Here is a 20,950-nt window from a genome sequence, read left to right as displayed (position 1 = left end):
TTATAGTGGGCGGCAAGCTGGCGCGCATGCCGGCAAGGGGATGGGATGTCTGGCAAGGAGATCGAGGGTACGAAGCTGGCGAGCGCCGCCATCGAGGATATCCTGTGCCACTCCTCCGCGCTGGGCACGCTCGACGATCTGGTGCCGCGTTCACCCGAGGCTTGGTCGGTCACCTATCCGGGGCTGAACAGCCTTCGCCGCTTCGACGGCGAGACGCGCCGGCTTCGCATCTGCATCGCCACCGAGGATATCGTCGGACCGGTGCGTAACGGTGGCATCGGCACGACCTATGCCGCTCTGGCGGAGTTGCTCGCGACGCTCGGTCACGACGTCACGATTCTCTATCTCAAGGGCCACGAGGTCGAGAACGAGACGATCGAGCACTGGTCGGATTTCTACGCCCTGAAGCAGGTCCGGTTCGTGCCGGTGCCGAACTACGCCCGGCTCGATCGTTATCCCGCGGGCGGCGATCGCTGGGCGCACGCGTCCTACAACATGTTCCGGTATCTCTCGGACCATCCGATGGACGTCGTGCATTCCTCCGAGTGGCGTGCCGCCGGATATTTCAGCCTTCTGGCCAAGCGGCAGGGACTGGCCTTCCAGGACACGCTCTTCATCGTGAAGACGTCGTCGCCGTGGCTGTGGAACAGGCTGTACGGGCTGCAACCCTTCCAGCGGCTGGACGATCTCGCGAAGGTCCATGCCGAGCGGCGATGCGTCGAGCTGGCCGACATGGTGATCGGCGGCAGCCTTCACTTGCTGCGCTGGATGCACAGCCAGGGCTACGACGTGCCCCGCGACCGGACTTTCGTGCAACCCAACGTCGCCACCTTCGACCATCTCGCGGGCCTGGCGAGAAGCCGCGACTGGGAGCGGGGCAGCCGGCATCCGGTCGACGAGATCGTCTTCTTCGGGCGGCTGGAATCGCGCAAAGGCCTGCTGATCTTCATCCAGGCGATCAAGCGCCTGATCCGGCAGGGCGTGAAACTGCCGCCGGTCATATCCTTCATGGGCAAGCCCGGCGCGCCCGTGCTGGAGCACCGGGGCGAGGATGTCGTCGGCTACATAAAATCGGAAAGCGCGAGCTGGCCGACCAAGGTCGAGATCCTGTCCGACTTCCAGCAATACGAGGCCGTCGAATATCTGCTGGGCGGCAACCGGCTGGCGGTGATGCCGTCGATGATCGAGAACTCGTCGCTGGCCGTCTATGAAGCCGTCCTCTGCAAGGTGCCGTTCATCGCCTCGGATTCGGGCGGAACGCCGGAGCTGGTCGATGCCGCCGACCATCCTCACGTGCTGTGCGCCGCTCATCCGATCCCGCTCGCAGACAAGATCGTCGAGGCACTCGACATCGGCGCCTATGTCGCCGCGCCGAGCTTCGACAACGAGGAGATCCTCGCTGAGTGGCGGCGCTTCCACGACGATCTGGGACGCGGGCTGCTGACCGATCTGCTGCCACCGTCGCCGCCCAAGCCGGATGCGCCGACGAAGATCTCGGTGTGCATTTATCATCCTGAGTCCGACGACAAGCTCGGCGCCACGCTGGCGTCGCTAAAGGCGCAGGACCACCTGGCCTTCGACGTCTTGATTGCCATCGACACCGACGACAAGGACGCGGTGGAGCGAGCGCGCGCGCAAGCTGGCGAGGTCGGCCTGTCCGCGACCATCGTCGCGACCTTCGACTTCGATGCTGGCCTCGCTTTCAACCGGCTGGCGGGCGACAGCACGGGCGACTTCGTGCTGTTCTTGTGGTCGGGCTCGACGCTCACGCCCGCGGCGCTCACGACTCTCGCCAACGTGGCAGCCGGCTGCAAAGCTGATCTGCTGACCTACTTCTTCCGTGTCGTTTATGACGACATGGAGCCCAGCCGCTCCACCCTCAACGCCGCCGTCCTGGGGGACGTCGCACAGGCCTTCTTCAACACCGATGTGACGCCGCTTCCGCTGTTCATGCGGCGGGAGGCTTTCCTGAAGCTTGGCGGCTTCTCCCACGATTACCGCGTCCTGGGGCACGATCACGAGTTCGTCGCCAAGGCGCAACTGGCGGGAGTCCAATGCCAGACCGTGATCCGGGAACTCGGCCTCGTCGAGGGCTGGAGCGACGAGCGGTTGCGCGCGCGTGGCTACGATCGCTCGGTATCGGAATACAGGTCGTCGCGTCCCCAGCTTGCGGCAGCGCCGCTGGCGCTTCGCGAGCTCTTGATCATGGCCAAGGGCCTGCAGAAGAACCTCGGCCGGCGCGGCAGGCTGAGCGGTTCCGCGCCACAGCCGGCGCGGCCGCCCAAGGAACCCGGGACCGCCCGCAAGCTGGTGCGGCTGCTGGCGGTCCTGGCGCCCAAGCTCACCGGAGGCAGACAAAGCAGGAAGGCGAAGGCCGACCGCCGCGCGCAGTTCGTCGCGTCGCGCGACATCGCGCAGGGGCGCAGTCTCGTTCATCTGGTCAACGATCAGCCGGTGGCGGACGAGAAGCCGGCGACGTCGCAGTCGGCGGTGCGCAATCTCGCCATCCACTGGCACTCGGAAGCCGACGGCAAGCGTTATGTCGGGCGTCTCTTCGGCGTGCACAAGGGCGTCATCTACGGCTGGGTCCGGGACGAGGACCGGCCCGACAGGACGGTCGAGGTCGAGGGTGACTTCGGCGAAGGCCGCACGCGCGTGGTCCCGGCGAACATCGGATCGACGGCGATCCTGCCGGCGCGAGTCGGGATGAGGGGCCATGGCTTCGCCTTGCCGATCTGGCGCGGGCCGCGGGGCTTCCGTGGAGACTGGCGGTCGACCGACGTCATCCTTCGCGTCAAGGGAACGGACCTGACGCTCGGCGAGCTCTCGGTGTCGGCCGATCCGCGGGCCCTCGAGACGAACGGCTACGACGGCTATTGCGACCTGGTGGATTCGACTATCCGCGGCTGGGTCTGGCAGCCCGCGCATCCGGAGAACTCGGTCGACGTCGCAGCCTTCGTCGATGGCAAGTTCCTGGGACGTGCAACCGCCAATGCCGTTCGCGACGATCTGCGCGCGGCCTATATCGGCACGGGTGCCTACGGCTTTGCCATGTCGGTGCCGCGGCAGCTGCGCGATGGCGCGCCGCATCGGGTGGATGTCGTCGTGGCCGATGCGGGTGTCCTGCTGAAGCACGGCCGCCTGCGCCTGGAAGGCAGCAAACTGACGGCGCTGAAATAGCGCTTCAGAGATCCGACAGTTCGGTCTTCTGGGCGTAGCGGGCGACCAACCGGGCGTCGATGGAATCGCCGCACGCCTCGAAGACCAGCGCCCGCGCACCGGCCTCGTCCAACTTGATCGACTGCATGTCGGCGCGCGTTGTGTTGCGGCGATAGCGGACGGTGGGCCATTGAAGGGCGCCAATGCGCAGCCCGGCGCCCTGGGCCTTGGCGAGAGTGACCCAGTCGAGGCTCGGATAATCGTAGCCCAGTTCGTGGAAGCCGCCGAACGCCAGGAACGAGTCGCGTCGCACGGCCATGGCGGTGTCGCCGAACGCATTGAAGAACAGGCCGGCCGAATGGGCAGTGCCGAGGAAGAGCAGGCGGCCGGCGCTGGCGATCGACGAAGGATCGCCTTCGCCGTCGTCGAAGACATCCAGCGACGTGACGACGATATCGTGCGTGCCTGTCGAGGCCGCGCGAGCGAGGCGCTGCAGGCCGTCGGGCAAGAACAGGTTGTCGTCGTCGAGGAACACGACGATGTCCGAGCGTGCGTCCGTGAGGCCCCGATTGTAGGCCGCGGTCTGCGGCAGCGGTTCGGTCAAGGCAAGGACGCGCAGGCCGGGGCGATCGCCCGAGGTTTCCCGAATGGCGCGCTCGACCTCGGCGATCGGGCTGGCATTGTCGATCACCAGCACTTCGACATCCTGACCGTCGATCGTGCGGGGAATGGACGCCAGCGCCTGGCGCAGGAAACCGAGACGATTGTAGTGCAGGACGCAGACCGTGACCTTGTCCGTTCCCTTGGGGCGAGGAGGCGAGTCGAGACGCGTCACGTCTTCGAGAAGAGTCGCCCAATCGATTTCTTCGCGACGCTCGGCCGTGGGGCCATGCTCGAGTGCGGCCGTGATGGCATCGACGAGTTGGGATACGAGGCGCAGATCGCTCATCGGTCGCGCTACGAGCGCCACATGATGGGGATTGCAGGCGCGAAGCGCGTTGAGTTCGTCGGAGTCCGGAGAGAGGCCAACGACCAATCGTCCCGGCTCACTGGCATAGTGCAGCGCTTTTGCTTTTTCGGTCTCGTTGACGACCCGGAAGGGGAACGGCCAGGCGGTGGCCTTCTGGCCGAGCCATTCCTTGCTGAGGCCATGTGCCGATTCGCTGACAGGTCCCAGAAAGGTCACCGTCCTGTCGCCGAGCCGACCCGCACGAGCGAGCTGTTCGATCGCTTCGATGAATTCGCCGGCTCCAGTGGAGCGCTGAAAGGCGCCCATGAACACGATCTCATGAATTTGTGTTCGGGCGCGAGCGCTCGCGGCGCCTGCGACGCGAGGACAGCGCAAGAGAGGGATGCGTAGGTCCAGTCCGGGAAACGAGGGCGCCGCTGTCTTCGGGTCGGACAGGATCAAGGCATCGGCGAGGGTGACGCACTGTCGTTCCATCGCATCGGCGATCAGTGGACTGATATCGGAGGCCATCGCATCGCCGGCCAGGAACGCGTCGCGGCTCGCTCGATTGCCCCAGAGCACGACACGAGTGTCCGCGAATGCCTCGCCGCAGGCCCTCGCCATCAAGACCGCCTGGGCGATGCCGCCGCGCAGCGGTGCGATCAACAGATCGGGCGGATGTCGTGACAGTTCATGAGCCAGTCGATGGCTGTCGGTCATGGGACGGACGGCAACCGCTCGATTGAATCCCGTGAGCAGGGGCGTGTCCTGCGAGAGATTGGCGATCGCCGAATCGTCGATCGACCGGACATCGTGACCCAAAGCTGCGAGCGCGCGTGCAGCGCCGTCGAAGAGGCCGACCGGACCTTTCCATCCGTCCAATGGACAGGCGTCGACGAGAGCGATGCGCAGACCCACGATCAGGCGATCCGGAATTCCAGCCCGCCCGCCAGATCATCGACGAACAGGGGGCCGGTGTTCGTCGGCAGCGGGAGGGAGAAGCCATGGAAGCCATCGCTGCCCCGTTCGACACAGTCGGGACGGAAGAGCGTGGCTGTCTGCTGGCTGAGGATCTGTTGGCCGGCACGCAAGCGAAGGCGTCGCCGTTCATCGGGATGACGCCGATGGATGGCCCAGCCGGTGAGGGAAGGACCGACCGGCTCATGGTCGAGATACAGAACGTAGTCGGCGCGTTCGAAGATCTTGTGAGGGGAAGTCGTCGAGGTGGGCCTGGGTCGTGGCAACTCGGTGCGGGCTTCGCCGCAGAAGAAACGCATCCTGTCGATGGCGGCGAGACCTGATGCCGACATGGCGAAGCCGTAGTGACCGTCGCCGTGGCCTGCCTTCTGTACGTCGGCGCGATAGCGATCCGCGAGGACCTTGGAGATCGCTTCGCCGGCTTCGTTCTCGACATACACGACGAGGCGCGAGGTTGGCGCGGCCAGGTCCATGGCCCATCCGCGAATCATGCCGCGGCGTTCACCGTCGATGCAGCCCACGATCGTGGTCCGCTTCGCGGATGCGCCCCATCGAAGGAGATTCGTCGTGTCGAGGAGCTTGGCCAATGTGGAAATCAAGAATCCATTATCGGAGGTGGACCTATCTGGTGCAATCCGGCGATGCGATGTCCGATCGGTTGCCCACCGCTGACGGATTGACCCGTGTTGGCTTCGCGGATACCCATTGTTGCCAGAGAAAATCGCGCTCCGCGTTCTTCGATTGCAGTTCTGATTTCGGTATCGAGAAAGTGTCTACTCCTATGACTCTCTTGAATTTTTTGCCGTATCAGCGCGCTGGAATGAATGTCGGACAGGACAACGAGCTTCTCCACACTGCTTCGATCGGGAATGGGATCGCTGGCCGGCTGAAGAGAAAAATGGCGTCGACGCTGCGGGTCTTCGGCTGCCTGCTCAGTCTCTCCGCCGTCAGCTGCAGCAGCTTGCCGTCTGCAGCGCCGACATCGGCGCAGCTCATTCGTACACAGGATGAGAACTGGGAAGTCTATGTCGTCAAGGTGACGTCGTTGGTCACCAAGGCGCTGGCCCAATACAAGGGCCCGACTTTCCCACAGGCTTTCCGCGTGGCCAAGTATACGCCGAGTGTGGCGTTGAAGCCGGGCGATACGATCGGAATCACTGTCTACGAAACTGCAGGCTCGACGCTGTTCCAGGGAACGGTGCCGCCGCTGATGACGGGCACGCCCGGACTGCCGGCGCCGCAGTCGTCGACGCTGCCGCTTCAGCTCGTCGAAGCCGACGGCAAGATCATGGTGCCTTACGTCGGTCGTGTGCATGTCGCGGGCAAGACGCCCTCGCAGGCCGCCGCGATGATCCAGGACGGTCTGGCCTCGCAGACGGTGCGCCCGCAGGTCGTCGTCTCGCTCGCCGCCAACACGGCCAACACGGTTTCGGTCGGCGGCGAAGTGAACAAGGCCGGCCTCATGCCGCTCACCCTGCGCGGCGAGCGGTTGCTCGACGTTGTCGCCTGGGGCGGGGGACCGAAGTTCCCGGCGGTCCAGACAGACCTTCGTCTGATGCGCGGACAGCAGGTCGTGTCGGTTCCGCTGCAGCAAGTCATGGCCAATCCGGCGGATAATGTCGTGGCGCAGCCGAACGACAACGTTGTGCTCGTGCGCAATCCCAAGACGTTCCTCGTCATGGGCCAGACCCAGAAGGTCAACCAGTATCCGTTCGAGACAGAGTCGGTGACGCTGGCCGAAGCCATCTCGCGGGCCGGCGGCGGCATCGACGCCACGAGCAATCTCGCCGGCGTCTATCTCTTCCGGTACGAGCCCGGCAATTTCGCCAAGACCCTGCTGACGGCGGACAGGCAGGCCGTCGATGCGTCCTACGTGAAGAATCGCGTGGGCGGCCTCGACAGCGGTGCCGACGCGCCGATCATCTACCGGATCGATCTCACCCAGGCCGACGGCTACTTCTTCGCCCAGCAGGTCCAGCTTCGCGACAAGGATGTCGTCCTCGTGACGACGGCTGATTCGGTTCAGTTCCTGAAGATGATGCAGGTCCTGCGGTCGATCACCGGCGCCTACTACGACGTGACCAGAAGCTCGAACTTCTAGCGGCGGATCAACAGGCGGTTGTTGGCCAAATTTCGGCTGGCATGAATGATGCCTCAGGTCGGTCACACTCGTGTGTCTGACTGCAGGCTGCAGTGAGCGTGCCATTGCTCCACTGTGCGGGGCGTTGTAAGCAAATGAGGGGCGGGGTTCGCCCTGTATCGGGGTGCGGGAGGCGATGAAAAAAGGCGTCGTGATCGTTTTCGGCGGCGACGGCTTTTGCGGCTGGCCGACGAGTTTGCACCTCAGCAGTGCAGGCTATGACGTCGTTATCATCGACAATCTGTCCCGCCGGCGTATCGAGGCCGAACTCGGCGCCGAGTCGCTGACGCCGATCCGCACGCTGGCGGAGCGGCTGGACGCCTGGCACAAGATTTCCGGCCACCGGATTGCCTTCCACCAGCTCGACGCCGCGACCGATTTCCAGGCCATCAAAGAAGTGTTCACAACGCACAAGCCGGTCGCCTGCGTTCACTTCGCCGAGCAGCGGGCCGCGCCTTACTCGATGAAGTCGGCGCAGCACCGGATCTACACCGTCAACAACAACCTGAACGCCACCAACAGCATCCTCGCGGCCATCGTCGAGGCCGATCCGTCGATCCACTGCGTCCATCTCGGCACCATGGGCGTCTATGGCTATGGCGCGATGGGATCGGTCATCCCCGAAGGCTACTTCAACGTGAAGATCCCGCAGGAAGACGGCAGCTACCTGGATCGCGAGATCCTGTATCCGGCCGATCCCGGCAGCATCTATCACATGACCAAGACGCAGGATGCGCTGCTGTTCCAGTTCTACGCCAAGAACGACAAGCTGCGGATCACCGACCTGCACCAGGGCATCGTGTGGGGCACGCAGACCCCCGAGACCGAACTCGACGAGCGCCTGATCAATCGTTTCGACTATGACGGCGACTACGGCACGGTGCTGAACCGGTTCCTGATGCAGGCGGCCGTGGGCGTGCCGCTGACGGTGAACGGCACGGGCGGCCAGACGCGCGCCTTCATCCACATCCGCGACACCGTGAACTGCATCCGGCGCGCCATCGAATCGCCGCCGAAGAAGGGCGACAAGGTCCGCATCCTCAACCAGATGACCGAGACCCATCGCATCCGCGATCTCGCCAAGCTGGTTCACGGCATGACGGGCAGCCCGATCGTCAATGTCGTCAATCCCCGCACGGAGCTGGAAGAGAACGACCTGCAGGTCGCCAATCCGCAGTTCCGCGCCCTGGGCGTGGCGTCGACGACCCTGGAGCAGGGCCTGCTCGAGGAGGTCTCGAACGTGGCGCGGCGCTATCGCGACCGCTGCGACTTCTCGAAGATTCCCTGCGTCTCATATTGGACACAGGAACGCGCTCAGATCGCCTCGGCAGCCTCGGGCAAGCTCGTCGCCGAATAGGCGATTGGCCTCCGGGCTGCCTTCGACTCTTCTTCTGAATAAGGGCGGCGGATCGCTGTGACGGCGCAAAAGATTCTCATCACGGGCGGCTGTGGTTTTGTCGGTTCGAACCTCATCCGGCGCCTCGCGGCGTCGGGCAGGGCCGCGAACCTGGTCGTGCTCGACAATGAAACCATGGGCTCGCCCGGCGAATTGCCATCGAACGCCTTCGCCTACGAGAAGGGCGACGTGCGCGATTTCGAGGCCGTGCTTCGCGCCGCCAAAGGCTGCGACGCGATCATCCATCTTGCAGGCCATACGCGGGTGCTGGAATCCATCGAGGATCCGGTGGGCGATTTCGAGATCAACGTGCGGGGCACGCTCAACGTGCTGATGGCCGCCCGCGACCTGGGCGTGCCTCATGTCGCGATGGCCTCGACCGGCGGCGCGCTGTTCGGCAGCGAGACCGCGCCCATCCATGAAGGGATGGTGCCCGAACCGCTGTCGCCCTATGGCGCCTCCAAGCTCGCGATGGAGGGGTATGCCCACGCCTTTGCGAGCTCTTACGGCTTTCGCACGACGGCGCTGCGTTTCACCAACGTCTATGGCCCTTACTCGCGGCGCAAGGGTAGTGCGGTCGCGCATTTCTTCCGCCAGATCCTCGCGGGCCAGCCGATCACGGTCTATGGCGACGGCAGCCAGGCGCGCGACTTCGTCTTCGTAGAGGATCTGTGCGACGGCATCCTGCAGGCACTCGATGCCTCGGCGACGGGTGTGTTCCATCTGGGGTCGGGCAAGCCGACGACCATCACGAGCCTGCTCGATGGCATGCGTGCCGTGGTCGGCCCGGAATGGCCGTTCGAGATCCGTTACGCGCCCTGGCGAACCGGCGAGGTCGTGCGGACTTACAGCAACATCGACAAGGCGGCTCGCGCGTTCGGCTACCAGCCCAAGGTCTCGCTCGACGCCGGCCTGCCGCGGACGTGGCGCTGGTTCCTCGATCAGTAGTTGTCGTTGCCGGGCAGGACTTTTTCGAAGAGCTCGATATAGGCGCTTCGCACGGCCTCGGGCGAATGACGCCGCCACATCTCCTGTTGCACGTCGCTCACATATTTGCGGCGGTATTCCGGATCCGAAAGCCTGGTCATGGCTTTCCCAAGGGCGAGTGGGTTGTCGACCGAGAACATTCCGTAGCCCGTCGCATCCAGGATCTCCGAACAGGAGGGCGAATTGCTGACCAGGGTCGGCACGCCATGCATCATCGCCGTGATGAAGCGGTTGGCGCTTTTGCTCGGCTCCTCGGCGGCGTGGGAGACGATGCAGAGCTCGGCCGTCGCCAGCTCGCGCTGCATCGTCTCGACCGACCAGGGGATGCAGAAGGGAGCGTAGTCGGGATACTTGCGCGCCATCGGCCGGGGCGTGGTCACGAGGACCGGCTGATAGTCGTAGTGCGATCTCACATAGTCGATGATCCAGCGCGCGCTGTCGAAGTTCCCTCGCGTTATGTGGCCGAACCAGAGAAGGCGGCGCGATCCCGTGGCGGTCGCGGGATGGGGAGAGGCGCCGTAGTCGACGGGCTCCGGGATGAAGAAGCAGGGCTTCTTCGGGAAGAGCCGGGAGATCTCGGCCTGCAGTTGCCGGGTCGGCGCAATCAGGACCTTGGCGCGGTCGATCACCTCGAGGCAGCGGCTGCGCGCGTGGATCGCTCCTTCGTCGGTCTTGAAGACGTTGTCGGTCGCAAAGAAACGATCGCAGATGTCGTAGATGACGATCTGGTCCGGATTGTCGGTGATGCATTCCAGCGTGTGATCGCTGCACAGTTGGACGATGACGGCAATGTCGGCGGCCGCGTCGTATTCCAGGTCGACATGCCACGTCGGATCGCCAGCGAGCAGTTCGACCACGTACTTCGCGCGCAGGCGCGACGTGGCGTACTGCTCGGCGGGATACCAGATCGGCGCAAAGGATACTTTCGGCACGAGCCCGCCCTGACCTCGATATACGCTTGAGTGAACCCGCTTGCGCGACTGCCCGCCAGGGTTTTATCGGTCCGAAGCGGGGACCTCACCGATGACGGCCTCCAGTCCCTTGGACCAGGAGGGCGTCGATCTACCCAGCAAATTGGACAACTTTGTGAGGTCGAGCCGGGAATTGAGCGGGCGCTGCGCCTTCACCGGATATTCGTGGGTTGCGATCGGCACGATGCGGGTGGTCTTCAACTTCAGTCCGCTGGCGCGCAATCCCTCGATGATCGCCGAAGCGAAACCGTGCCAGCTGGTGCTGTCCGATGCGGTCAGGTGAACGAGGCCGCCGGAGCGTGCGATCACGTCGGAGACACCACGCGGGTCGGCAAACATCGCAGCGATCGTATCGGCGATGATCGCGGCCGATGTTGGCGCCCCGAACTGATCGGCGACGACGCGCAGTTCCTCGCGCTCCTTCGCCAGGCGCATCATGGTGCGGAAGAAGTTGGCGCCGGTCGGTGCATAGACCCACGCTGTCCGCGCGATGAGATGCGGACCGCCAACGCTCCGGATCGCCGTTTCGCCCGCAAGCTTGCTCGCGCCGTAAACGGAGAGGGGAGACGTGGCATCCGTCTCCTTGCGCGGCGCCGTGCCGCTGCCGTCGAACACGTAGTCGGTCGAGAAATGGATCAGGGGCACGCGCTTGCCTGCGGCCCAGTGGGCGATGGCGAGCGGTGCGGTCTCGTTCACGAGGAAGGCGAGGTCGCGCTCGTCCTCGGCCTTGTCGACGGCGGTATAGGCCGCGGGATTGACGATGATGTCGGGTGCCAGTTCGTCCAGCCGTTGGCCGATCTCGTCGGGCCGCGTCATGTCGATGAGTTGTCGCTGGGCCGGGATGACCGTGCCGAAGGGCTGGAGGCGGGGGATCAGCGCCGATCCGACCTGGCCCGTCACACCTGTGATCAGAATGCGCAACGTCTAGCCTTCGTAGGTGGGCAGGCGGTCGATCTGCGAAAGCGGCAGCGCGGCGGCGTCCTTGGCCGAGATCTTCGGATCGGGAACCCGCCAGTCGATGCCGAGTTCGGGATCGCACCAACTCACCGTGAGCTCGTCCTTCGGGCTGTAGAGGCTGTCGCACTTGTAGAAGAAATCGGCGGTCTCGGAGAGGACGACGAAGCCGTGGGCAAAACCCCGCGGAATGAACATCTGGCGGCCGTTCTCCTCGCTCAGCTCGACCGTGACCGACTTGCCGAACGTCGGGCTGCCGCGTCGCACGTCGACGGCAACATCCATCACCGCGCCGCGCAGAACACTGACGAGCTTGCCTTGCGGGTTCGGGTTCTGCAGATGCAGGCCGCGCAACACCCCGTAGGATGATCGCGAAAGATTGTCCTGGATGAACGGTCCGGGAACGCCGAGTGACGCGTAGCGTTGCGCCTGGAATGTTTCGACGAAGAAACCACGTGAATCGCCAAACCGGCGAGGTTCGAAGACAACCACTCCCGCCAGTGAAGTCTCGAACGTTTGCATACGCACTCACCTGCCAATCACGTAGCGCTTTTTATAGGAACGATTGTGGGCTATTGGCAAGAACATGAGGGGTGCAGTGCGATGAAGGGTATCATCTTGGCGGGTGGTTCGGGCACCCGGCTCTATCCAGTGACGGCCGTCGTTTCCAAGCAGCTGCTCCCCGTCTTCGACAAACCGATGATCTACTACCCGCTGACGACGCTGATGTTCGCCGGCATCCGCGACATTTTGATCATCTCGACGCCTGCGGATAAGGCGCTTTTCCAGCGCCTCCTCGGGGACGGCAGCCAGTGGGGAATGAGCTTCTCCTATGCGGCCCAGGACTCGCCACGCGGCCTTGCCGATGCCTTCATCATCGGGCGTGAATTCGTGGGCTCCGACCGCGTGGCCTTGGTGCTGGGCGACAACATCTTCTATGGCCATGGTCTTTCGAATGCGTTGGCCAATGCGGTGGCCCGCGAAGAGGGTGCCACCGTGTTCGCCTATGTCGTCGCCCAACCCGAGGCGTATGGCGTTGTGGAGCTGGATCCGAGCGGCCGCGCGATCTCCATCGAGGAGAAGCCCGCCCATCCGAAATCGAATTTCGCGGTGACCGGCCTCTATTTCTACGACAATCGCGTGCTGGATATTGCGGCCGGGCTGAAGCCCTCACCGCGCGGCGAGATCGAAATCACCGACGTCAACAGGGCGTACATGGAGGACAGCAAGCTTTTCGTGGAGATTCTGGGCCGGGGCTTTGCCTGGCTCGATACCGGTACCCACGAATCGCTCACCGAGGCCAGCCAGTTCGTCCAGATCCTGGAACAGCGCCAGGGATTGCGAGTGTCGTGTCCGGAAGAGATCGCCCTGAGGCTGGGTTACATAACGCTCGACCAGTTCCACAAGCTCGCGACCATGGCGAGCAAGAGTCGCTACGGCCTCTACCTTTTGAACGTGCACCGGGCTTTTGCAGCCGGTCAGGAAAGACTTGAGGCGAAGTGAGCCCGCTTGTCATAATGGCCTGACATATCTCTGCCATCGTGGCATGGCTACGTTGGCATTTTTATTGCTCATTTCGGCGTGAAGGCGGGGCAGGGTATGTCTGGGACTACCGGCGGCGACCAGCAGATCAATTCGAAGTTTTCGGAATGGGTTTCGGCAAATGTTGCGAACCCCAAGAATGGCTTTGTCTTCTGCCGGGACTGGTTCGTAACCAACGTGAACCGCGGGCGGCCGATGGATATCGCGCTGGAGCCGCTGGATGCCCAGGGTGAGAGTGGCGTCAGGTTGCTGCTGCGCGATCCGCCTGAGCAGGTGCGGATGTGGCACGCCCTGCCGGACGGTCTCGTCGAGCCGGCAACGAAGGTCGTGAAGGTGCGCATGCGCGGCCTGCCGACCGACAAGGAGCCCCTGCAGCTCGATTCCATGGCGCTGTTCAACGGCGACGATACCGAGCGCAAGGTCGACCGCCGGCTGGTCGGTGCAATCCCCCTCAATTCCAACTGGCATGAATTCGCTGTCCCGCTGAAGGCGAGCGGCATTGCCGTCGACGGTCGGCGCTACCTCTCCCTGCGCTTTTCCGGCAAGGGCACCGTCGAGGTCGACTTCTGCCGGATTGAGGACAGCGCTTCGGCCGCCGGCGTTCTCTCTTCCGCCAAGACCCTGGCGGCGAAGGTGTTCGCCGGTTTCCGCCGGACCGTACCCGCCGAGGAAGTGCCGACGCCCGAGGACGAGCGCGTGATCGCCGACGCGCCGCTGGTGGTCAGCCGCGACGATGTCGACGAGATTCCCAGCGTGAAGAACGCGCCGGTCGAGGCGCCGGAAAACACGCGCAATCCCAACGTGCTGCGTAACGCCGATTTCCAGTCGTGGTCGGGCGCGCAACCGGACACCTGGAAGATCTCCATGCCGGGTGGCGTGTCGCTGAAGCGCCAGCCGCCGTCGCGCGAGCAGCCGTTCAAGACCAGCTATCTTTCGATCAGCTTCGACAAGCCCGCGTCCGACCAGACCGTTTCGCTCGCACAGCGCATCGTGGGGCTGGGCGCCCAGCAGTTCGTGGATGTCGCGGTCGTCGGCAAGGCGGACACGCGCACCGAGATCGAGATCGTTCTCACGAATCCCGCCGGCAAGGTCATCGCCGGATCGAGGGCGGTGATGACGCTGTGGCCGGCCTGGCAGTTCCGGACGGTGGGGATCAGGTTGCCCGCCAAGCTTGCCGACGGTCAGCACGGCTTTGCCCTGATCGTTCGCGGCGGACAGAGCCGCACGGTGAACATCGCCTTCGTCGCCGCCAGCGTCGCGGGCCGGCGCCATACCGGGCATTTCGAGTTCCGCGAGACGCCGACGATGGGCAGCAACGCCGTCGTGAACGGCAAGTTCGATCATTGGCAGGGGCCGCTGATGCGGAACCTGGCGACGCGCCGCACCGACGTCACCGACGAATGGCAGCTGGTCGCCAAGTCGCCGAGCCCCGAGGTCGAGGCACGCCTTACGGAGATCTCTCCGCGCGGACTGCGCGACGGCCGCGACCATGCCGACGTGCTGGGCATCGCGCTGCATGGCGAGGTGACCGGGCCGTATCTGCGCATGGAGGGGACCCTCGACGCGCTGCAGATGCTGGCGGGCCCGCCACGGCAGCTTCGCTTCTATGCGCGCACCGCGCTCACCTCGCTGCCGGCGGCCGGTCGCGAGCGGCCGGTCATCCAGCAGGTCTTCGTCGCCGAGCGCGTGCGGATTTCGCCCGAGCGCAACGAATACGACGTGAAGCGCCTGTTCACGCTTCGCCGCAACATCCGCATCGGCAAGATCGGCGAGCTGCACACGCTGCCCCTGAGGGCCGATCAGCGGACCGTCCTGGCCGGCAAGGTGAAGGAGACGCTGCGCGACCCGGGACATTCGCTGCTCCTGATCTTCGAGTTCGCCGGAACCGTCGACGTTGCCATCGGCGACGTCTATCTCGGCAACGACGGCGCGGCCTCCGATGTCGTGGCGCGCCCGGTGCTGAACGATGCGGCGATGGAAGACGCCAACATCGCGGGTCAGCTCATGCTGCTGAAGGGGCTGGACCACTGGCGCTCCAGCCAGCCCCTGTCGGCCGTGCCCTACAGCCCGCAGACGGCCACGCTGCAACAGCCCCACTGGAGCTGGCTGCCGGATTCCAAGCTGACGGTGGACATCGTCATCTGCGTCCACAACGCCGTCGAGGAAACGCTCGGTTGCCTCGACTCGATTTGCCGTCACACGACGGTGCCGCACACCGTCACGATCATCGACGACAAGTCGAGCGACGTGACGCGCGAGCAGTTGCGCCGCTATGTCCAGGGCAAGCCGTGGATGCGGCTGTTCGAGAACGAAACGAACCTGGGCTACACCCGGTCGGCGAATATCGGGCTCAGCTCGTCGACGGCCGAGTGGGTGGTCCTGCTCAACAGCGACACGATCGTCACGGCCGGCTGGCTCGAGGGCATGTTCGAGGTCGTGAAGGCACAGCCCAACGCGGCCATGATCGGTCCGCTGTCCAATGCGGCCTCATGGCAGTCGGTGCCGAACCTGCATGACGTGAAGGGCGGCTGGAGCAGCAATCCGTTGCCCGAAGGCTTCTCGCCCGACGATATCGCCGGCCTGGTGCGGGAGCTGTCACCAGCGCAGTTCCCCGAGGCCACGCTGCTCAACGGGTTCTGTACCCTGATGCGGCGCAGCGTGATCGAGGAAGTGGGCTATCTCGACGAAGCCTCGTTCCCGATGGGCTACGGCGAAGAGAACGATCTTTGCCTGCGGGTCCGGAAGGCCGGCTACTTCCTGGCACTCGCGGACCATGTCTATGTCTATCACGTCAAGTCGGCGAGCTTCGGGACGGCCCGTCGTGCCGAGCTCTCCAAGCGCGGAACGGCGCAGTTGCTGGCGAAGCATCCCGACGTGGACATCAAGGCCGTGCAGCGCGACATGGCCGAATTGACGTCGCTGATCGAGCTGCGCAAGAGGCTGCGCCGGAAGCTCGATCCCGAGCTGGTGCAGCGGGAGAAGCGGCCGCTGGAAGGAACCGCCACGGCGGCTCCGCCGCGCGTCGTATCCTCCCAGTTGCACTGATCGGCGCGACAGACCTGAGATCGGATTGATGTGAGCGGCAATATGGAAACCGTCAGCGTGATGTTCGTCCTGCCTTCGGGAGGCGGTGGCGGCGGTTCGAACTCCGTGGCTCAGGAGGCGATGGGTCTGGCCCGACTGGGCGTCGACGCGCGTCTTGCCGTCAATGCGCCGAACTACGAGAAGTTCGTCGCCGGCTACCCGGAGCTGCAGGCGTTGAAGGTGCCGGTCCTCTCCTACGCGGATGCGGCGGAGCTGGCGCCGCAGATGGCTTCCTGCCAGGTCGTCGTGGCGACGACCAACCGTTCGGTCTTCGACGTGAACCATGCGCGCATCGAGTTGCAGAAGAGCAACCCGCAGGCGCCCGTGAAGTTCGCCTATTACGTCCAGGACTACGAGCCGCTGTTCTATGCCGCGAACAGCGACGCGTGGACGAAGGCGTACCAGTCCTACGGGATCCTGAAAGACGCGATGCTGTTCGCGAAGACGAAGTGGCTGTGCGACATCGTCTACGCGAACCACGGCCTCCGGGTGATGAAGGTCGCGCCGTCGATCGATCACGATGTCTATTTCCCGGACCTGAAGCATCGCAACCCGAAGCTCGTGATCGCCGCGATGTTGCGGCCGTCCACGCCCCGGCGCGCGCCCTGGCGGACCATTCGGATCATGGAGGCGATCGCCAAGAAGCATGGCGATGTCTCGATGCAGGTCTTTGGCGTGACCGAGGAAGAGCTCAAGGTCGCCGGGATCGAGCTGCCGTCGAACATCAAGAACTGGGGCGTCCTGCGGCGTGCGGAAGTGCCGGACCTCCTGCGTCACAGCGATTTGTTCCTGGATCTGTCGGACTACCAGGCCTTCGGTCGCACCGGGCTGGAGGGCATGGCCTGCGGCTGCATTCCCGTCGTCCCGGTCCTCGGCGGCACCGCGGAGTATGCCGAGCACGGGCGCAATGCCTTCGTCGTCGACACGCGCAGCGACAAGGAGATCCTGGCCGCGGTCGATACCTTCGTTGCGATGGCGCCGAAGGAACGCGCCGAGATGCGGCAGGTCGCCCTCGAGACGGCGGCTGGCTTCACGATCACGAAAGCGGCGCTTTCCGAACTGCGTATCTTCCGGCAGCTGGCGGCCAGCGACGCCTAGCTTCGAGATCGCTCGCAGCGGCGCGCGCGGCGGGCGGAAAGGCTGCCCGTTCAGTGGATGTGATATTGCAGCCGCTGGGGGTGTGCGCTGTCAGAGCCTGTGGCGGCATTGTGCCGCCGGATCACACGTTCGCCGCAATAATTGGCTATGAATCCTGCGTTTTCCGCTGGGAGCTGCTCGCTAAAAGGGTCTTTCCGCGCGAGAGGCCGAATGCGGCGCTCGCTACATGTGGTAGTATGGCTCCCGTCGGACGTTAGGAAATCCGCTTGAATTAGTGGAAATTCACTCACGCGGTAGGACTGTCTGTTTGCAATTCCCCTTCGAATTCCGATCCGCGCCGGGGACCGGGGCAGTCAACCAGCTGTGTTAGGCAGGAAGCATGTCGAACGCTGATAACATCAAGCGCTTTTCTCCGCTGGATCCGCCCTCCGACGACCCGCCGGCGCCGAGTGACAAGCAGACACCCGCCGCCCTCAATCCCGAAGAGACGAACCTGAGGGCGAGGCGGGCGGGGAGGAGAGCCGCAACTCCGGACGAACCCGCTTCCGAGCGAGCCCCGGTTGCGCCCAGGAGGCCGCCGCGGGCACGGCAAGATCTGGAAGCCCGGACGACGCCGGAGCTGCAGGAAGTGCAGACCACCGTACCGGACGAAGCAGCGCTCGCATCGATGCCGCAAAAGAGGCGCAGGGGCTCCATCGGGGGCTTGGTCTCGTTCATTTTATGCGTGCTGCTACCGACCGTATTGGCTGCGGTTTACTATATCGGCTACGCCTCCAATCAATACGTTTCAGGCTTCCATTTCTCGGTTCGCACCACGAGCACGGCGGCGAGTACATCGAGCGCCTCCTCAAGCCTGACGGCCCTTCTCGGTGTCTCGACCTCTTCGAATCCTGCCGAGAATTACATGGTGGCCGACTACATCATGAGCCGGCAGGCCGTGGACGACCTTCAGGCGAAGATCGATGTGACGAAGCTATATGGGCGCTCCACGATCGATTGGTGGGCCCGCTTCGATCCCTCGTTGTCGATGGAGCGGTTCCTCAAATATTGGCAGTACGTCACCACGGCGACCTACGATGACGTTACGGGAACCGGCATGGTGCAGGTCCGGGCCTTCACGCCGGAAGACGCCTATCTCATCGCCAACACTTTGATCACCCTGTCGGAAGACCTCGTGAACGAGGTTGCCCAGCGTCCCCAGAGAGAGGCGGTGGCGTACGCGGAAAGCGAGGTTAAGCGTTCCGAAGACCGGCTCAAGCAGAACAGGGCAGAGCTTACCGAGTACCGGAATAAGGAAGCCATCATCGATCCGACGTCGAGTGTCGTGCTGGGCAATGCCACGCTGACTTCTGCTCTTCGCACGACCCTGGCGCAGATCCAGACCGATCTGGCGGCCGCTCAAGCCCAGAAACTCAATCCCAACGCACCGGCGGTCGTCTACCTGAAGAGCCGCCTGAAGGCGACGCAGGATCAGCTGGCTGCTGTCGAGGCGGAAGTCAGGACAGCGAAGGAGGGGACCGGCGCGCTGTCGCAGGTGGTCGCGAAGTACGAGCAGCTGGATCTCGAGCGCCAGTTTGCACAGAACATGGTGATCTCGACCATGCAGTCGCTCGAGCAGGCACGCTCCAATGCGATGGCAAAGCGTGTCTTCATCACGCCCTACGTGCGTCCTGTGCTGCCGCAGACCTCTCTCTATCCCAATCGAACAATCGCCATCCTGACCGTTGCAGGCGCGAGCCTGCTGCTTTGGACGATCGCCCTCCTGTTGGCCCGCTCGATAAGAGAGCATCTGGCCTGAACTCGACTGAAGTTTGACGCTGATGATCGCAGCAATTCACAACAATTTCGTCGCCTTCTCCAATTGGAGGCAGATGATATGGCTGGCCGTTTGCCAGATCCTCAATGCCCAGACGCGAGGCAGCAAGCTTGCCATGGTCCTCGCGCTGGCGGAGCCGCTGATCTTCATCGGCATTCTCTACTTCGTCCGAGGGTATCTGAAGGGCGCCGTTCCTAAATTCGGCCCCTCCCTGTTGTTGTTCCTGTGCTCCGGCGTGCTTCCATTCTTCCTGTTCATCCGGGTGTCGTCGCGGACACGAGGGATCAGTACGCACCCTCGCTCGCGCCTTCCGGGTCTCAGCGCGCTGGATATCTACATCGCCACGGTGATGCTGACCTCGATCATCTGGGTTGGCATGCTGGTCGCCATGTTCGTGGGCATGTGGCTATACGGCATCGAGGCGGCGCGACCCGCGTCCATGCTCGATTGCGCCATTCCCATCATCCTGCTGATCCTGCTCGGCACCGGGCTTGGCATGATCAACAACGTCATCTCGCGCTATTTTCATTTGTGGACGCGCTTTTACAGCTTCTTCAGCCGGGCGCTCATCCTGACCTCGGGCGTCATGACCGTTGTCGACTTCTATCCCTACTGGATACGCCAGTGGTGCATTCTCAATCCTTTGTCGCATGCGATCGAATGGTTCCGGGTAGGTGTGTACGGGCGCTATCCGCACATCTTCCTCGATGAGAGCTATCTAATTACCTGGACCGTCATCGCATTGTTCCTTGGGTTTGTCGTCGATCGTGCGGCGCTCCGCAGCCTCGGCAAGTGAGGGCGTCCGGGCCGGAAAGAGGCTCGTCGACCAGCCAGTGATTGCAAGTCGGGCAGTCGGAAGGCTTTAGCCAACCTTCGCGGCAATCATCACAACTCGACCAGCGGGCTGGCGGTACCTTTAGGGGGCGTTGCCGGAGCATCCGGGCCTGCAGCAGGCTTGGCGGTTGTTGACGGTGCCGGTTTCGCCGCAGCCTTCGGGGCAATCGCCGGCTTCGGCTTCGTCACCGCCGCCTTCGGTTTGGCGGTGAGTTCTGGCTTGGCCTTGCCTTTGCCCGGGGAGTTGGCGGCACTTGCACCCAGTTGCTCCTCGACCACCCCATCGATCTGCTTCAGGAATCCCTGGATGCGCTCCGAGAGCATCGTTCGCAGGCGGCGGAAATTCTCATCCTGGTTCAGCCTGGCCCAGTTCTTCTTCTGGGATTCCACACCCCAGCCGGGCTTGACGTTGCCTTTCTCATCCAGCGTTTTCAGCATGGAGCGATTGGGGCTGATGTGAATGCCGTGGATGGGGCGAAACCAGCGGTCGGGGATTATCTGCAATCCCTTTCGCTCGACCATTATGTAGAGCAGCGCTTCGTCGTTGGTGTTCGTGAGCGTGAGGTCGCTGATGTCCGGCAACGGATAATATGCGTCCATCCTCGTGAAGTGGAGGCCCGACATTCTCTTCGTGCCGGGACGCACGGAATTGCTGTAAGGCAACCCGGTCTGGTTCATGCTCTCCAGATGGCGGGGCACCAGCTGGCTGTCCAGAACAACGATATCGACGTCGCCGATATAGACATATTCGGCTTGGGTGTCGGGAACGTTGATGAATCTGACGCTGTTGGGGAGGATCTTGGCCCCGCTGGCCGTCGACCACGGCACGCGCCCGATCCGGACGCGGTCGTCGCCATAGGTGGCGGATATCAGATCTATCGCCTTGCCATGGTCCTGGCGGAAGCCTTCGACATCCTCGACGCCGAATTCGACCTTCGAATCCGCAATGTGGTGCAGCACCGAAAACGCATAGAGCGGGATGAAATCTTCATAGGGCTTGTTCGCGCAGGTATAGAACAGAACAGACATCACCCTATGCTCC

Annotated in this window: 15 protein-coding genes; 9 read left to right on the top strand and 6 right to left on the bottom strand. The window is 63.7% G+C overall.

Features of this window, described 5'->3' with window-relative positions:
* The first annotated feature begins 45 nt into the window (after positions 1–45).
* Entirely contained in the window at positions 46–3,180 is a 3,135-nt protein-coding gene (locus AC1RP5_RS20690) for a glycosyltransferase (protein ID WP_493113822.1), read from the top strand.
* Between the two features lie 4 nt (positions 3,181–3,184).
* Here the strand turns inward: AC1RP5_RS20690 and AC1RP5_RS20685 are convergent, their stop codons facing one another.
* A complete protein-coding gene (locus tag AC1RP5_RS20685; RefSeq protein ID WP_493113820.1) occupies positions 3,185–5,026 on the bottom strand; it encodes a glycosyltransferase family 2 protein in 1,842 nt (613 codons plus the stop codon).
* Positions 5,027–5,028: 2 nt separating this feature from the next.
* Complete coding sequence (locus AC1RP5_RS20680) at positions 5,029–5,673, bottom strand: hypothetical protein (protein WP_493113819.1); 645 nt, start codon at positions 5,671–5,673, stop codon at positions 5,029–5,031.
* Positions 5,674–5,984: 311 nt separating this feature from the next.
* On the opposite strand from AC1RP5_RS20680, the gene AC1RP5_RS20675 reads away from it, so the two are divergent.
* From AC1RP5_RS20675 to AC1RP5_RS20665, 3 genes are all read left to right on the top strand, one after another.
* Positions 5,985–7,187: a polysaccharide biosynthesis/export family protein gene (locus AC1RP5_RS20675; RefSeq protein WP_493113818.1), complete on the top strand. Its 1,203-nt coding sequence runs from the start codon at positions 5,985–5,987 to the stop codon at positions 7,185–7,187.
* 175 nt (positions 7,188–7,362) lie between these two features.
* Positions 7,363–8,583, top strand: coding sequence for an NAD-dependent epimerase/dehydratase family protein (locus AC1RP5_RS20670; protein WP_493113817.1), 1,221 nt, complete (start codon positions 7,363–7,365; stop codon positions 8,581–8,583).
* A gap of 57 nt (positions 8,584–8,640) precedes the next feature.
* The gene (locus AC1RP5_RS20665; protein ID WP_493113816.1) at positions 8,641–9,570 is read left to right on the top strand and encodes an NAD-dependent epimerase/dehydratase family protein; all 930 of its coding nucleotides are present in this window, start codon (positions 8,641–8,643) and stop codon (positions 9,568–9,570) included.
* Here AC1RP5_RS20665 and AC1RP5_RS20660 read toward each other — a convergent pair.
* From AC1RP5_RS20660 to rfbC, 3 genes are all read right to left on the bottom strand, one after another.
* The gene (locus tag AC1RP5_RS20660) at positions 9,564–10,541 is read right to left on the bottom strand and encodes a glycosyltransferase family protein (protein ID WP_493113815.1); all 978 of its coding nucleotides are present in this window, start codon (positions 10,539–10,541) and stop codon (positions 9,564–9,566) included. The two genes, AC1RP5_RS20665 and AC1RP5_RS20660, sit on opposite strands and share 7 nt — an antisense overlap.
* Positions 10,542–10,604: 63 nt before the next feature.
* Positions 10,605–11,501 (bottom strand): dTDP-4-dehydrorhamnose reductase, encoded by an 897-nt coding sequence (rfbD, locus tag AC1RP5_RS20655; protein WP_493113814.1) that lies wholly within the window; start codon positions 11,499–11,501, stop codon positions 10,605–10,607.
* Between the two features lie 3 nt (positions 11,502–11,504).
* A complete protein-coding gene (gene rfbC / locus AC1RP5_RS20650; protein WP_493113812.1) occupies positions 11,505–12,056 on the bottom strand; it encodes a dTDP-4-dehydrorhamnose 3,5-epimerase in 552 nt (183 codons plus the stop codon).
* A gap of 81 nt (positions 12,057–12,137) precedes the next feature.
* Here rfbC and rfbA point away from each other — a divergent pair, with 81 nt between their 5' ends.
* From rfbA to AC1RP5_RS20625, 5 genes are all read left to right on the top strand, one after another.
* A complete protein-coding gene (rfbA, locus tag AC1RP5_RS20645; protein ID WP_493113811.1) occupies positions 12,138–13,037 on the top strand; it encodes a glucose-1-phosphate thymidylyltransferase RfbA in 900 nt (299 codons plus the stop codon).
* Positions 13,038–13,133: 96 nt separating this feature from the next.
* On the top strand, positions 13,134–16,121 hold the full coding sequence (locus AC1RP5_RS20640) for a glycosyltransferase family 2 protein (protein WP_493113809.1): 2,988 nt from the start codon (positions 13,134–13,136) through the stop codon (positions 16,119–16,121).
* 42 nt (positions 16,122–16,163) lie between these two features.
* Complete coding sequence (locus tag AC1RP5_RS20635) at positions 16,164–17,258, top strand: glycosyltransferase family 4 protein (protein ID WP_493113808.1); 1,095 nt, start codon at positions 16,164–16,166, stop codon at positions 17,256–17,258.
* Between the two features lie 379 nt (positions 17,259–17,637).
* Positions 17,638–19,056, top strand: a complete 1,419-nt coding sequence (locus tag AC1RP5_RS20630; protein WP_493113807.1) for a KpsE/RkpR family capsule polysaccharide export protein — start codon at positions 17,638–17,640, stop codon at positions 19,054–19,056.
* 22 nt (positions 19,057–19,078) lie between these two features.
* Positions 19,079–19,870, top strand: a complete 792-nt coding sequence (locus AC1RP5_RS20625; protein ID WP_493115233.1) for an ABC transporter permease — start codon at positions 19,079–19,081, stop codon at positions 19,868–19,870.
* Positions 19,871–19,959: 89 nt separating this feature from the next.
* Here the strand turns inward: AC1RP5_RS20625 and AC1RP5_RS20620 are convergent, their stop codons facing one another.
* Entirely contained in the window at positions 19,960–20,937 is a 978-nt protein-coding gene (locus AC1RP5_RS20620) for a hypothetical protein (protein WP_493113805.1), read from the bottom strand.
* Positions 20,938–20,950 lie beyond the last annotated feature (13 nt).

This window comes from Reyranella sp. GW821-FHT12G01, assembly GCF_058806575.1.
Note: the sequence above shows the minus strand (reverse complement) of the source record. Positions and strands in the feature narration are given on the sequence as shown.